The following is a 15007-nucleotide window of genomic DNA, read 5'->3' on the forward strand; positions in this document are numbered from 1 at the left end:
GCGCGGCCGGCCAGTGCGGCCGTTGATCACGCGGCCGCGATCGGGGGCCGCGGCAACAGCAACTGCGCGGTCGCATGCGGCACCGGCGGCGAAAACAGATAGCCTTGCGCGAACTGGCAGCCGTTGCGCTGCAGCAGCGCGTACTGCCCCTCCGTCTCCACCCCCTCCGCCACCACCGACAGCTGCAGGCTGTCCGACAGCGCGATGATCGCCGCCACGATGGCGCGGTCCTCCGCGCTATCCTCCAGATCCTTGATGAAGGCGCGGTCGATCTTGATCTTCTTGACCGGGAAGCGCTTCAGATAGGCCAGGCTGGAATAACCGGTGCCGAAATCGTCGATCGACAGGCGGATGCCCATCGCGTTGATCTGCCCCAGGATATCGAGCGTGTGCTCGCCGTGCTGCATCAGCGCCGTCTCGGTGATCTCGAATTCCAGCAGCGACGGATCGATGCCGGTTTCGTCGAGGATGCGCCGTATCGATTCCACCAGCCCCCGATGCATGAACTGGCGCGGCGACAGGTTCACCGCCAGCGGCACCGGCGTCAGGCCCGCGCGGCGCCACGTCATGCTCTGCATGCACGCCTGGCGGATCACCCATTCGCCGATCGGCACGATCAAGCCGTTTTCCTCGATCAGCGGAATGAAACTGTCCGGCATCACCAGTTCGTCGTTATCGCGGCGCCAGCGCAGCAGCACCTCCATCGCATGCAGGCGGCGCGTGCCGATGTCCATGATCGGCTGGAAGTGCAAGGTGAATTCGTCCAGCGCCAGCGCGCTGCGCAGGCTCGACTCCAGCTCGAAGTGGCGCGCCGCCGACTGGTTCATCGCCTCTTTAAAATACTGGTAGTTGTTCCTGCCGCTCGCCTTGGCATGATACATGGCGGCATCGGCGTGGCGCATCAGGGTCGCCACGTCGGCGCCATCGATCGGATACACGCAAATGCCGATGGAGGGGGTGATGTGCAGGTTGCGCCCTTCCAGCGGGAAGCCCTCGGACAGCGCCAGGATGATCTTTTCGGCCACCTGGCTGGCCTCGTCCACGCTGGCGATGCCGGGCACCAGCACCACGAATTCGTCGCCGCCCAAACGGGCCACGGTGTCGCTGGCGCGCACCGCGCGGCACAAGCGGCTCGCCACTTCCTTGAGCAACTGGTCGCCGGTCATGTGGCCCAGCGAATCGTTGATGGTCTTGAAGCGGTCAAGGTCGATGAACATCACCGCCAGCTGGCGCTGCGAACGCCGCGCCGCCAGCATGGCCCGGTCCAGCCGGTCCGACAGCAACGCGCGGTTGGGCAAGCCGGTCAGGCTGTCGTGGTAGGCCATGTGGTGCACGCGCGCCTCGGCCTGGCGGCGCTCGACGATCTCGCCTTGCAGCAGCGCGTTGGCGCCCGCCAGTTCGGCCGTGCGTTCGAGCACGCGCACTTCCAGCTCGTCGCGCGCGCGGCTGACCGCTTCGGCCGCCTCGCGCCGCGCGGTGATGTCGTCCACCAGCCACACCGAGCGCCCGTAGGGCTGCGCGAGGTCGAACGGCCGGCCCGATAGCCGCGCCCAGAAGCGGCTGCCGTCCTTGCGCACCAGTTGATACTCGGCGACGTTGACGCGGCCGGTGCGGAAGTCCTGCGCCGTCGCCGCGCGCGCTTCGCGCCAGGCGGCATTGTCGGCATAAAATGCCTGCACGCTGAGGTGGTTCATTTCGCCGGGCGCGTAGCCGAACAACTCCTCCATCTTGGTGTTGCAGCGCAGGTTGAGCCCCTGCTCCACCACCGAGATGCCCAGCACCGCGCTGTCGAGGATGGCCTGGTTCTCCAGCAGCGCGTTGCGCAGCGCCTCCTCGGCGCGTTTTTGCTCGGTGCGGTCCTCGATCACCCAGATCGTGCCCTGTCCCGGATCGGCCGGATTGACGACGTAGCCGATCAGTTGCGCCCACAGGCGCGTATCGTCGGCGCGCCGCATTTCGATCTCGGTCTGGAACGGCTTGGCCACCGACAGATAGGGATAGGCCTCGGCGCCCAGCCGCTCGTAGGCTTCCTGCGAAGGATACAGCGCCCGCCCGGGAACCCCCAGGCCGGTGTCGCCGGGATAGCCGAACATGTCGCCGAAGCCGCGGTTGTAGCGCGTGATGATGCGGTGTTTGGTAAACAGGATGCTCATCGAGGCGTTGGTCATGATCGCCTCCACCTCCATCTGCGTCTGGCGCGTGGTGGTCACGTCCTCGATGATCCAGATGGCGCCGCCCTCGGTGTTCACGTCGTTCATCGCGTTGGCGCGCACGCGGCACCATATGACGCTGCCGTCCGCGCGCTTGAATTCGAACGCGGGGCTTTCGTAAGGCTTGCCGTTGTCGAGCCGCGCACGCGCCTCCAGGGCGAAGACCTGGTACTTTTCCTGCGACGGGAACATGTCCGCCGCCGGCATGCCGACCATGTCCTCGACGGCATAGCCGAACATCTCCGCCATGCGCCGGTTGCAGTTGCGGACGATCTGGCCTTTACTAAACAGGATGCCGATCGACGCGTTGTCCAGGATCGCCTTCTGCTCGATCAGCGCGCAGCGCAGTTTTTCCTCGTCGATGCGATGCTCGTTGATGTCTTCGACGATCCACACCGTGCCTTCGCTGGTGTGGATGGTGTCGATCGCGCGGCCGAACAGTCGTGCCCAGAATGTGCTGCCATCCTTGCGCCGCAACACCAGTTCCGTCTTGAACGGCAGCCCTTGCGCCAGCGGCGGACCAGCTTCGCGGCCCAGCTTGAGGAAGTCCTCCTCGCTTGGATAGACGGTCACGCTGGGCGCGCCCTCCAGCTCCTCGCGGCTGTAGCCCAGCATCTCGGCGCAGCGGATATTACATTCGACGATGCGGCCGTCCTTGCCGAACAGGATGCCGACGGCGGCGTTCTCCAGGATGGCCTGCTGTTCGAGCAGCGTTTTACGCAACGCGCGCTGCGAGCGCTGCACATCGCTGATGTCATGGAAGACGATGGTGCCGCCATCCGTTCCGGCGCCGGCCAGCAGCGGTTTGCTCCACACCTGCACGGCGATGTATTTGCCGCTGGCGCAAGCAAGGCAACTGTCCCAGCACTGCCCCGTCTCCGCATCCGCCAGGCGCGCGACGCTGGCGGCGCGCACATGGCGGGCGAACAGGCTCTCCACGGTTTGGCCGCAGGGATCGGATTCGAGCAAGACGGTCAACTCCGCGTTCGCCGCCAACACCAATCCTCCGGCGCCGTAAGCGCACGCGGGAACGCCGATCAGCGCCAGGGCGTCCGCGACGAAATCAGGATGGGATGAAACGCGATTCATGAACACCAGGAGCACCCGAAAGAAATGCCGCCTTGATCGTTACATATCGGCAGCATTGTTGGCAGATGATAAACCACATTGGTGTCATTAGCCATCCGCGCGCTGATTTCGCGTTCTTAAATACGACACTGGACGACAGCGCGCGGCTTGGCCGCGCACCGACTCCCATGATGCCAGCCTCACACGCCGGGCACCCTCACCCAGCCCTCCATCAGCACGCGCGCGCTGCGGCTCATGACGGCCTTCGTCACACGCCACTGGCCGTTTTGCTGCGCGGCCTCGGCGCCGACGCGCAAGGTGCCCGACGGATGACCGAAGCGCACCGCGCCGAGCGCGCCGCCGCCCGCGGCCAGGTTGACCAGCGTTCCCGGAATCGCGGCGGCAGTGCCGATCGCCACTGCCGCAGTGCCCATCATGGCGTGATGCAGCTTGCCCATCGACAGTGCGCGCACCAGCAAGTCGATGTCCGCCGCGTGAACGCGCTTGCCGCTGGAGGCGATGTAGCTCGACGGCTTCGCCACGAACGCCACCTTCGGCGTGTGCTGCCGTTGCACCGCCTCGTCCAGATGCCGGATGAGGCCCATGCGCAGCGCGCCGTGCGCGCGTATGGTCTCGAACATCGCCAGCGCGGCCACGTCGCCGTTGATCGCGTCCTGCAGCTCGACGCCGGTATAGCCGATGGCGTCCGCGTCGACGAAAATGGTCGGGATGCCGGCGTTGATCATGGTCGCCTTCAGCGTGCCGATGCCCGGCACCTCCAGGTCGTCGATCAATTGGCCGGTCGGGAACATCGCGCCGCCACCGCCCTCCTCGTCCGCCGCCGGGTCCATGAACTCCAGCTGCACTTCGGCCGCCGGGAAGGTGACGCCGTCAAGTTCGAAGTCACCGGTCTCCTGCACTTCGCCGTTGGTCACCGGCACGTGCGCGATGATGGTCTTGCCGATGTTGGCCTGCCACACGCGCACCACGGCCATGCCGTCTTGCGGTACGCGGGCCGGGTCCAGCAGGCCCGCGCTGATCGCGAACGCGCCGACGGCGGCCGACAGGTTGCCGCAATTGCCGCTCCAGTCGACGAACGCCTTGTCGATGGAGACCTGGCCGAACAAATAATCAATATCGTGATCGGCTTTGTCGCTTTTCGAGACGATCACCGTCTTGCTGGTGCTGGAAGTGCCCGCGCCCATGCCGTCGATTTGCTTGCCATAGGGGTCGGGACTGCCGATCACGCGCAGCAGCAGCGCGTCGCGCGCGGGTCCGGGCGTCTGCGCCGCCTGCGGCAAATCATCCAGGCGGAAGAAAACGCCCTTGCTGGTGCCGCCGCGCATATACACGGCGGGGATCCTGATTTGCGGCGGGTGGATGGTGGTGTTTGTCATGGTCAGGCCGCCTTTACGGATTCGAGGAAATCCTGGGCGAAGCGCTGCAGCACGCCGCCCGCCTCGTAGATCGACACTTCTTCCGCCGTGTCGAGACGGCAGATCACCGGCACCTCCAGCTGCGCGCCGCTAAGCCGATTGATCACCAGGGTCAAGGTCGAACGCGGCGTGCGCGCGCCGATCACGTCGTACGTCTCGGTGCCGTCCAGCGCCAGCGTCAGGCGGTTCACGCCCGGCATGAACTCCAGCGGCAGCACGCCCATGCCGACCAGATTGGTGCGGTGGATACGCTCGAAGCCCTCGGCCACGATCGCCTCCACGCCCGCCAGCCGCACGCCCTTGGCCGCCCAGTCGCGCGACGAACCCTGTCCGTAGTCGGCGCCGGCGATGACGATCAGCGGCTGCTTGCGCTCCATATAGGTCTCGATGGCTTCCCACATGCGCGTGACGCGCCCTTCCGGCTCGATGCGGGCCAGCGAACCGGCCATCACCTTGCCGTCCGCTCCGCGCACCATTTCGTTCTTCAACGTTGGATTGGCGAAGGTGGCGCGCTGCGCGGTCAGGTGGTCGCCGCGATGGGTTGCGTAGGAATTGAAGTCCTCTTCCGGCAAGCCCATTTTCGCCAGGTACTCGCCGGCGGCGCTATCGAGCATGATGGCGTTCGACGGCGACAGGTGGTCGGTGGTGATGTTATCTCCCAGCAGCGCCAGCGGACGCATGTCCTTCAGCGGGCGGGCGCCGGCCAGCGCGCCTTCCCAGTAGGGCGGACGGCGGATATAGGTGGTCTGCGGGCGCCAGTCGTACAACGGGCTCACTTTCGCGCCATCGTCCTCCTGCCTGGCGAACATCGGGATGTAGACCTTGCGGAACTGCTCCGGCTTGACGCTGGCCGCGACGATGCGGTCGATCTCCTCGTCGGACGGCCAGATGTCCTTCAAGGTGACAGGCTGGCCGTTGGCATCGATGCCGAGAACATCCTTCTCGATATCGAAGCGGATGGTGCCGGCGATCGCATACGCCACCACCAGCGGCGGCGACGCCAGGAAGGCCTGCTTCGCGTATGGATGGATACGGCCGTCGAAATTGCGGTTGCCCGACAGGACGGCGGTCGCGTACAGGTCGCGCTCCACCACTTCCTTTTGAATGACCGGATCGAGCGCGCCGGACATGCCGTTGCACGAGGTGCAGGCATAGGCCACCACGCCGAAGCCGAGCTTCTCGAGCTCCGGCATCAGCCCCGCCTCCTCCAGATACAAGGTGACGGTTTTGGAGCCGGGGGCGAGCGAGCTTTTCACCCACGGCTTGCGGGTCAGGCCGCGCGCGTTGGCGTTGCGCGCCAACAGGCCGGCGGCGATCATGTTGCGCGGATTGTTGGTGTTGGTGCAGCTGGTGATGGCGGCGATGATGCAGGCGCCGTCGGGCATCAGGCCAGGTTCGTTCTCGACGACACCGCTGATGCCGCGCGCGGCCAGTTCGGAAGTCGGCACGCGGCTGTGCGGATTGGACGGGCCGGCGATATTGCGCACCACCGACGACAGGTCGAACCTCAACACACGCTCGTATTCGGCGCTTTTCAGCGCGTCGGCCCACAGGCCGGTTTCCTTCGCGTACAGCTCCACCAGCTTGACCAGTTCATCATCGCGGCCGGTCAGCTTCAGGTACTTGATGGTTTGCTCGTCGATATAGAACATCGCGGCGGTGGAGCCGTATTCCGGCGCCATGTTGGAAATCGTCGCGCGGTCGCCCAGGGTCAGGTGGGCGGCGCCCTCGCCGAAGAACTCCAGGTACGACGAGACGACCTTCTGCTTGCGCAGGAACTCGGTCAGCGCCAGCACCGTGTCGGTGGCGGTGATGCCTTCTTGCGGCCTGCCGGTCAGCTCGACGCCGATGATGTCGGGCAGCCGCATCCACGACGCGCGGCCCAGCATCACGCTCTCCGCTTCCAGCCCGCCGACGCCGATGGCGATCACGCCCAGCGCGTCGACCATCGGCGTGTGCGAATCGGTGCCGACCAGCGTGTCGGGGAAGGCCACGCCGTCCACGGTCTGGATCACCGGCGACATGCGCTCCAGATTGATCTGGTGCAGGATGCCGTTCCCCGGCGGGATCACGTCGACGTTCTTGAACGCCTTCTTGGTCCAGTTGATGAAATCGAAACGGTCTTCGTTGCGGCGATCCTCGATCACACGGTTCTTGTCGAAGGCATCGGGATCGAAGCCGCCGCATTCGACGGCCAGCGAATGGTCGACCACCAGTTGCGTCGGCACCACCGGATTGACCAGCGCCGGATCGCCGCCCTGCAAGGCGATGGCGTCGCGCAGGCCGGCCAGGTCGACCAGCGCGGTCTGGCCCAGAATGTCGTGGCACACCACGCGCGCCGGGAACCATGGGAAGTCCAGGTCGCGGCGGCGTTCGATGAACTGGCCGAGCGACGCGTTCAGGGTCGCGGGGTCGCAGCGGCGCACCAGGTTCTCGGCCAGCACGCGCGACGTGTAAGGCAGCTTGGCCCAGGCGCCTGGCTGGATCGCGTCGACGGCGGCGCGCGCGTCAAAGTAGTCCAGCTCGGTGCCCGGCAAAGATTTACGGAATAAGGTATTCATTTATTTTCTATCCTTGATCGGCACGAATTGCAGATCTTCGGGACCGACGTAGTTCGCGCTCGGACGAATGATCTTGTTGTCGATGCGCTGTTCGATGATGTGCGCGGCCCAGCCGGAGGTGCGCGAGATGACGAACAGCGGCGTGAACATCGCCGTCGGCACGCCCATCATGTGGTACGACACGGCCGAGAACCAGTCCAGGTTGGGGAACATCTTCTTGACGTCCCACATCACGGTCTCCAGGCGTTCGGCGATGTCGAACATCTTCATCGAACCGCCCTCGCGCGACAGCTTGCGCGCCACTTCCTTGATGACGACGTTGCGCGGATCGGAGATTGTGTACACCGGATGGCCGAAACCGATCACCACTTCCTTGTTGGCGACGCGGTTGCGGATGTCCGCTTCCGCCTCGTCCGGATTCTCGTAGCGCTTCTGGATCTCGAACGCGAATTCATTGGCGCCGCCGTGCTTCGGACCGCGCAGCGCGCCGATCGCGCCGGTGATGGCCGAGTGGATGTCCGATCCGGTGCCGGCGATGACGCGGCCGGTGAAGGTCGAAGCGTTGAATTCGTGTTCCGCATACAGGATCAGCGACGTGTGCATCGCCTGCACCCAGCTCTCGGACGGCTTGAAGCCGTGCAGCAGGTGCAGGAAATGGCCGCCGATCGAGTCGTCGTCGGTTTCCACGTCGATGCGCTTGCCATTGTGGCTGAAGTGGTACCAGTACAGCAGCATCGAACCGAAGGACGCCATCAGGCGGTCGGCGATATCGCGCGCGCCGGGCACGTTGTGATCGTCCTTCTCGGGCAGCACGCAGCCCAGCACCGATACACCGGTGCGCATCACGTCCATCGGGTGCGCCGACGCCGGCAGCGCCTCCAGCGCCGACTTCAGCGCTTGCGGCAGGCCGCGCAGGGAGCGCAGCTTGGCCTTGTAGCCGCGCAGCTCCGCCTCGTTGGGCAGCTTGCCGTGTACCAGCAGATAGGCGATTTCCTCGAACTCGCAGGAGTTGGCCACGTCCAGAATGTCATAGCCACGGTAATGCAGGTCGTTGCCGGTTTTGCCGACGGAGCACAGCCCCGTGTTACCAGCGGTGACGCCCGACAGCGCGACGGATTTTTTTGGTTTGAAGGTGGTCTCGGTCATGTCTGGTCTCCTCGTTATTTTTTCTGTGCCGCGTTTTGAGCGGAATTTTGTGCCGCGAACAAGGCGTCGAGCTTTTGCTCGAAGCTGTGATAGTTGATGCGTTCATACAGTTCGGCGCGGGTCTGCATCGTGTCGAGGACATTCTGCTGCGTGCCGTCGCGGCGGATCGCGCCGTAGACGTTTTCGGCGGCCTTGTTCATCGCGCGGAAGGCGGACAACGGATACAGCACCAGGCCGACATCGGCGCCGCGCAATTCGTCCACGGTAAACAGCGGCGTCGAGCCGAATTCGGTGATGTTGGCCAGCACCGGCACCTTGACGGCGGCGGCGAACTGTTTGTACATATCGAGGCTGATCATCGCCTCCGGGAAGATCATGTCGGCGCCCGCCTCCACGCAGGCGACGGCGCGTTCGATCGCCGCTTCCAGCCCCTCGACCGCCAGCGCGTCGGTGCGCGCCATGATGACGAAGTTGTCATCGGTGCGCGCGTCGACGGCGGCGCTGATGCGGTCGACCATCTCCTGCTTCGAGACGATCTCCTTGCCCGGGCGGTGGCCGCAGCGCTTGGCGCCGACCTGGTCTTCGATATGCATGGCCGCCGCGCCGAACTTGATCATCGACTTGACGGTGCGGGCCACATTGAACGCGGACGCGCCGAAGCCGGTGTCCACGTCGACCAGCAGCGGCAGATCGCACACGTCGGTGATGCGGCGCACGTCGGTCAGCACGTCGTCGAGGTTAGAGATGCCTAGGTCGGGCAGCCCGAGCGAGCCCGCCGCCACACCGCCGCCCGACAAATAAATCGCCTTGAACCCGGCGCGTTTGGCCAGCAAGGCATGATTGGCGTTGATCGCGCCCACCACTTGCAACGGGGATTCTTCCTGAACAGCTTTGCGGAAGGCGGCGCCTGCGGAATATTGACTCATGTTTGACCTTTCGGTATTGCGTTGAAGTTGCGATGGTAGTGCAAACGCCATGCCACCTCGCCGCACCATATAAATCAAACACTTAGCGTTCGGCGTTGTTTCACTCCTGTTTCATTGTGAAACGGCGAAACATCGGTTGCAACGAATGCGCTACAATTGAATCATGCGCCATTCCCTGCCCCTGCCCTACGATCCCGACGATAAACCGGTTATCTGGACCGTCTCGGTATCGCGCCTGTACGACCTGTTCCGCGACATCACGCTCGAATACGACAACCTGGCCACGATAGAGCCGATCAACCTCGGTTTCGACGAAGCGGCGCGCCACATCCGCGAGCGCATGGCCACCGAGCGTTGCGACGCCGTCATCGCCGCCGGCTCCAACGCCGCATATCTGAAGGGCCGCCTGTCGGTGCCGGTGGTGATCGCAAAATTCAGCGGCTTCGACGTGATGCAGGCGCTGGCGCGCGCGCGACGCGTATCGGACAAGATAGGGGTCATCACGTACCAGGAGCGTTTGCCGGAACTGGCGGAATTCGCCGGCACCTTCGGCTTCGATGTCGCACAGCGCACCTACGCCACCGAAGAAGACGCGCGCGCACAGATCAACGACCTGAAAGCGGCCGGCATCAAGGCCATCGTCGGCGCGGGCCTGATCACCGACCTGGCCGAGGAAGCGGGACTGACAGGGGTATTCGTCTACTCCGCCGCCTCGATCCGCCATGCCTTCGATGACGCGCTGGAGATGGCGCGCCTGACGCAGCTGGAATCGAACCGCGCGCGCACGCGTGGCGCGGTGGTGACCGACACCCTGCGCGCCCGGCATGGGCTCAACGATCTGCGCGGCGAATCGGAGGCGATGGAGGCGCTGCGTCAGTCCGTCGTGCTGTATGCGAAATCGTCCGCCACGGTGCTCATACAAGGCGAAACCGGCACCGGCAAGGAACTGGTGGCGCAAGCGATCCACCGAGAGAGTCCGCGCAGCCTGGGTCAGAACCGGCCGTTCGTCGCCGTCAACTGCGGCGCGATCGCCGAATCGCTGCTGGAATCCGAATTGTTCGGCCACGAGGAAGGCGCGTTCACCGGCGCCCGGCGCGGCGGCCATGCCGGCCTGTTTGAAGCGGCCAATCGCGGCACGCTGTTCCTCGACGAAATCGGCGAGATGCCGCTGGCGCTGCAAACCCGCCTGCTGCGCGTGCTGGAGGAACGGGAAGTGGTGCGCGTCGGCGGCACGCGGCCGATCCCGGTCAACGTGCGCATTATCAGCGCCACGCACTGCGATCTGGAGCGGCGCGTGCGCGAAGGCCGCTTCCGCGCCGACCTGTTTTACCGGCTGGCGGTGCTGCGGCTGTCGTCGCCGCCGCTGCGCGCCCGCCCGGACGATGTGATGACGCTGGCCGAATGGTCGCTGAAGAACGCGCTGGCCTCGCTCGGCGCGCGCCCGCACCCGAACCTGCATGCGGAGATGAGCGCCTGCGCACCGCTGCTGCGGCGCTACGACTGGCCGGGGAACGTGCGCGAACTGCGCAATCTGACGGAGCGCCTGGCGCTATTCCTGGCGGCCGAGCCGTTGCAGGCGCTGACGCCGGGGTTTGTCCTCAGCGTGGCGCCGGAACTGGAGGCGATGACGAATGACGTCGAAACGGCGGCGCCGCGAATACCGGCGCGCGTCGAAAGCGCGACCGAAGTGCTGGCCCGCTTCGGCGGCCGGCGCGACGCCGCCGCCGATTACCTTGGCGTCAGCCGCACCACGCTGTGGCGCAGATTGCGCGCCGAAGCAGACGGCGTTCATTCAAATTAAATCACGCCACTGCGATCGCAAGACCAGGAACCGTGGAACGCGCCACTCATCATGGCCGACGACCACTTGTCACTTCAGCCCTCCCGTAACCTCGGCGCGCCGTTAGGATAGCGGTACAGGAGGAATCAACCCATGAAACGAAACACGTTTAACCGTCTCATCGTCCGGCGAAGTCTGGGACGGCACCGTGGCGCACTACTGCGGCGCCGGTAAGTATCAATGTCGCGTGCTGACGCTGGCCGGCTTCGCAGGCGTTCCCGCCATCGAAGGACCGCTGCTGCCGGCCGCCGAACAGCAACTGAGCGACTACATCGCGGCCCAAAAATTCAGGAAGCCAGTCGTCATCGGCCATAGCCTCGCGGCTTTCTCGGCCTGAAGCTCGCCGCCGACCATCCCGACCAGGGGATTCGGCGCCTTCTGGCGGCGCATTCCGGGGTGCAGATCGTCGGCGAAGCCGTTAACGCGGCCGACGGCGTGCAGCAGATAACCGTGCTGAAACCGGACCTGGTCTTCCTGGATGTGCAAATGCCGGGCGGCAGCGGCTTCGACATGCTCGCCGCGCTGGACGACGCACCGGAGGTCATCTTCACGACCGCGTTCGACCAGTACGCGCTGCAGGCGTTCGAGGTCAACGCGCTGGATTACCTGCAAAAGCCGATTCAGGCGGCGCGCATGGCCGCAGCGTTGCAGCGCTGCGCGATACGACATCAGCGCGCGCTGGAATACACGACGGCGGTGGCGCCGACAGCGGCGAAAAAACTGTTCATCAAGGACGGCGAGCGATGCTGGTTCGTCGGTTTGCAGGATGTCCGCTTATTCGAGTCGGAAGGCAATTACACGCGCGTTTACTTCGGCGAGCATCGGCCGCTGATGCTGCGGTCCCTGAACCAGCTAGAGGAGCGCCTGGACCCGCAGCGCTTCTTCCGCGCCAGCCGCCGCCACATCGTCAATCTCGATTGCGTCGAACGGGTGACGCCGAACGACGCCGGCGGGCTGGATTTAACATTGCCGGATGCGTTGCTGGTCGAAGTCTCCCGCCGTCGGGCCGCGCAGTTCAAACTCCTCGCCAGCCTTTAGCAAATGACAGACATCATAGATAATGTGAATATCCAGCATCCGAAATTAGAATTATATTTATATCTGGAGAACGACTAGACTGTAGTTATTGCAAAATGCCGTTCAAAGGAGTTTATATGATCACCTATCTCGCCACCCCACAGACCATGACCTCGCCGGCCACCAAGGCCCGTGACTGGAAAGCCCTGATCCGCCGCGCGTTCGAGCTGGCGGGCGCCCCATACGCCAATAGCCCGTACATGCCACTGTAATCGAGCTGGCGGCGCGCTTACATGCGCAATGCCCGCACCGGCACCATCCGCATCGCGATCCAGGTATGGCGCGCGATAGCGATCAGCGCGATCGCCCACGTCAGCGAGAGCGCCAGTAGCAACGTCCAGTAGCCGATCGGCGCGTGTTCGGCGTAGCCGGCGAGGTAGCGATTGATCGCCACCGCCGCGATGGGCAGCGCCAGCACGGCGGCCGCCAGCAGCAGCGCCGCCACCTCACGCAGCACCAGCAGACCGATGTCGACACGGCGCGCGCCGTGCAGCCTGCGCAGCACGATCTCGCGCGACCGCCGCTGCACCGTGTTCGCCGACAGCACATACGTGCCGAACGCCGCGATCACCAACGCGATGCCCGTGGCGACCACCAGCAACCGCGCCAGGCGCGCATCCTCCTCATAATTGACGGCCAAAATATCAGCGGCGCGGTAGGTGCGCGGAATCGCATCGGGAAAATAGCTTGGCCAGAGCTCACGCGCCGCCCGTTCGATATCGGCCGGCGCTCCGGACGCGCGCAAACTGAGCACCGTCCCGGTGGTTCCAAGGTCGTAAGCGACCGCGTTCGGCTTATCGCGCAGCGAACGGAAACGCAGCTCCGGCGCGATGCCGACGACGCGCTTCGACGTCACGACGTTGTCGAAACCGGTGAACATGACCGTCTGCCCCACCGCCTCTTCCGCACTGGCAAAGCCGAGTTCACGCGCCGCGACCGCGTTCAGCACCACCGGCACCCTGTCGTTCTCCGGGTCCACGCCTTCCTTGAACAGGCGCCCCGACACCGGCGCGATACCGTGCATCTCGAAGAAATTCGCGCTGACCGATTTCATCTCCATCGTCGCCGCCTGTCCGCCCGGGCGCTTGAGCGCCCGCGTCCAGATGTAATCGAGCCGCCCCACCGGGTCCTCGGAGATCACCACGCCCGCCACACCGGGCTGCGCCTTCAATGCCGAGTAAAACCGCCGCGCCTTTTCACTGTCCTTGACGCGCTCCGGCATATCGACGATCACCATTGGCGCGGGATCGAAACCGGGCGACGCGTGCATCGCGTAGTCGGTCTGCCACGCCACGGCGATGGTGACGCCGGCGAAGCCCATGGCGACGGCCACCTGCAACACGGTCAGCGCGCGGCGCCAGCGCATGCTGCCCATCGACTCCGTATCGGGCCGCCCCTCAAGTGCCTGGCGCGGTGGCACCCGCAGCGCGATCCAGACCGGATAGGCGGCCGTGGCCAGCCCTAACAGCACTGCGATGCCGAATGCGGCGGCGACGTTTTGCAGCGAAAACAAGCCGGCCAGCTGGCGGTCGACCAGCAGGGAAAACGCCGGCAACGCCAGCCATGCCAACAGCAATGCCAGCACGGTCGCCACCATCGTCACCAGCAGCGATTCGAGCACGAACTGCAGCGCGATGCGCGGCGCGCCGGCGCCCAGCACCTTGCGCATGGCGACCTCGCGCTGGCGCCGCAGCACCCGCACCATCGCCAGGTTGACATAATTGATCCCTGCCAGCAGCAGGATCAGCACCGCGATCAGCGCCAGGCCGGCGGTGACGACGGGGCTGGCCCGGTCGCCGGGCAGCGCGATATAGCTGTTCCTTACCGTGTGGTCGAAGTAGGCATCGCGCAGCGGCGACATCGACAATTCGATCGGCTTGCGCTTGCCGAGCCGTTCGCGCACCTCCGGCGGCCATTGATTCATGCTGGGCGTAATGTCGACCGCGTGCTGCAAACGGCTGACGATACCCGGCACCGGGGTGCCCGGCTTCACACGCAACAGCATCTTGGTCATCCAGCCGCTTTCACCGGTCAGCATCTCGTGCCGTATGACTTTTTCCACCACGCCGGCGTGCACGCCGAACAGCACCTCGAACGGAATCGTCGTATTGGCCGGCGGCGCCGGCACGATGGCGCCGACTTGCATGGTCGCGCCGTCGGACACCATCGTCCGTCCCAGTGCGTTGCGCGTGCCGAACAGGCGCAGCGCCGCCGTTTCGGTGACGACAAACAGGTCGGGCCGTTCAAGCGCCTGCGCCAGATCGCCCTGCACCGCCCGCAGGCCGAGCATCGACGGAAATCCGGGCAGCACGATCAGGCCGCGCACCGTCATCAGGTTGCGGTCGACGCGCACCGTCAGCGGCGTGATCTCCGGGCGCGCAGGAATGTAGCTGGTGGCGTCGACGACGCCGGGGATCTTGAGCGCGGTCTCGCGCAGGAACATCGGCGCCACATCGAACAGCGGCGACGATTGTTCGACATTGAAGTGGTGTTTGACGACGTAGATCTGATCCGCGTCCGGCAGATGGGTGTCGTACTCCATCGCGTAGCGCACGTAGCCGAGCAACAGCAGGCAAGCGGCCAGGCCCACGCCGAGGCCCAGCACGGAGGCCACGGTGTATGCCGGCTCCTGGATCAGGGTGCGCCAACCGATGCGCAAGTCGCGTAGCTTCATTGGGTAAGTCCGTGGATGGAAGATAAAGGGTCATTGCAACTACCATGCCACGGCTTTTTACACCCGCCG

The 15007-nt window shown here is 65.1% G+C and carries 10 protein-coding genes; 4 read left to right on the plus strand and 6 right to left on the minus strand.

Going from position 1 to position 15007, the window contains the following annotated elements; genetic code table 11:
• Positions 1-26: 26 nt before the first annotated feature.
• The 5 genes from BMX85_RS07270 to prpB all read right to left on the minus strand — a co-directional run bounded on the left by BMX85_RS07270 (position 27) and on the right by prpB (position 9347).
• Positions 27-3299 (minus strand): bifunctional diguanylate cyclase/phosphodiesterase, encoded by a 3273-nt coding sequence (locus tag BMX85_RS07270; protein ID WP_090317506.1) that lies wholly within the window; start codon positions 3297-3299, stop codon positions 27-29.
• Positions 3300-3478: 179 nt separating this feature from the next.
• Positions 3479-4675, minus strand: coding sequence for a 2-methylaconitate cis-trans isomerase PrpF (prpF, locus tag BMX85_RS07275; RefSeq protein ID WP_090315363.1), 1197 nt, complete (start codon positions 4673-4675; stop codon positions 3479-3481).
• A gap of 2 nt (positions 4676-4677) precedes the next feature.
• Positions 4678-7275 carry a Fe/S-dependent 2-methylisocitrate dehydratase AcnD gene (gene acnD / locus BMX85_RS07280; protein ID WP_090315364.1) on the minus strand — a complete coding sequence of 866 codons (2598 nt, stop codon included), beginning with the start codon at positions 7273-7275 and terminating at the stop codon, positions 4678-4680.
• Complete coding sequence (gene prpC, locus BMX85_RS07285; RefSeq protein WP_090315365.1) at positions 7276-8421, minus strand: bifunctional 2-methylcitrate synthase/citrate synthase; 1146 nt, start codon at positions 8419-8421, stop codon at positions 7276-7278.
• Positions 8422-8435: 14 nt separating this feature from the next.
• The gene (gene prpB / locus BMX85_RS07290) at positions 8436-9347 is read right to left on the minus strand and encodes a methylisocitrate lyase (protein ID WP_090315367.1); all 912 of its coding nucleotides are present in this window, start codon (positions 9345-9347) and stop codon (positions 8436-8438) included.
• Positions 9348-9510: 163 nt separating this feature from the next.
• On the opposite strand from prpB, the gene prpR reads away from it, so the two are divergent.
• The 4 genes from prpR (at position 9511) to BMX85_RS31300 (ending at position 12476) form a co-directional block, all read left to right on the plus strand.
• The gene (prpR, locus tag BMX85_RS07295; protein ID WP_090315369.1) at positions 9511-11148 is read left to right on the plus strand and encodes a propionate catabolism operon regulatory protein PrpR; all 1638 of its coding nucleotides are present in this window, start codon (positions 9511-9513) and stop codon (positions 11146-11148) included.
• Positions 11149-11335: 187 nt separating this feature from the next.
• Entirely contained in the window at positions 11336-11524 is a 189-nt protein-coding gene (locus tag BMX85_RS30420; RefSeq protein ID WP_177196680.1) for a hypothetical protein, read from the plus strand.
• Positions 11525-11583: 59 nt separating this feature from the next.
• Entirely contained in the window at positions 11584-12225 is a 642-nt protein-coding gene (locus BMX85_RS07300; RefSeq protein WP_229210335.1) for a LytR/AlgR family response regulator transcription factor, read from the plus strand.
• A 116-nt stretch (positions 12226-12341) separates the two neighbouring features.
• Complete coding sequence (locus BMX85_RS31300) at positions 12342-12476, plus strand: hypothetical protein (protein ID WP_255372376.1); 135 nt, start codon at positions 12342-12344, stop codon at positions 12474-12476.
• 17 nt (positions 12477-12493) lie between these two features.
• Here BMX85_RS31300 and BMX85_RS07305 read toward each other — a convergent pair whose 3' ends face one another.
• A complete protein-coding gene (locus BMX85_RS07305) occupies positions 12494-14938 on the minus strand; it encodes an FtsX-like permease family protein (RefSeq protein ID WP_090315371.1) in 2445 nt (814 codons plus the stop codon).
• Positions 14939-15007 lie beyond the last annotated feature (69 nt).

Source organism: Duganella sp. CF517 (genome assembly GCF_900110275.1).
Lineage (GTDB): Bacteria > Pseudomonadota > Gammaproteobacteria > Burkholderiales > Burkholderiaceae_D > Rugamonas.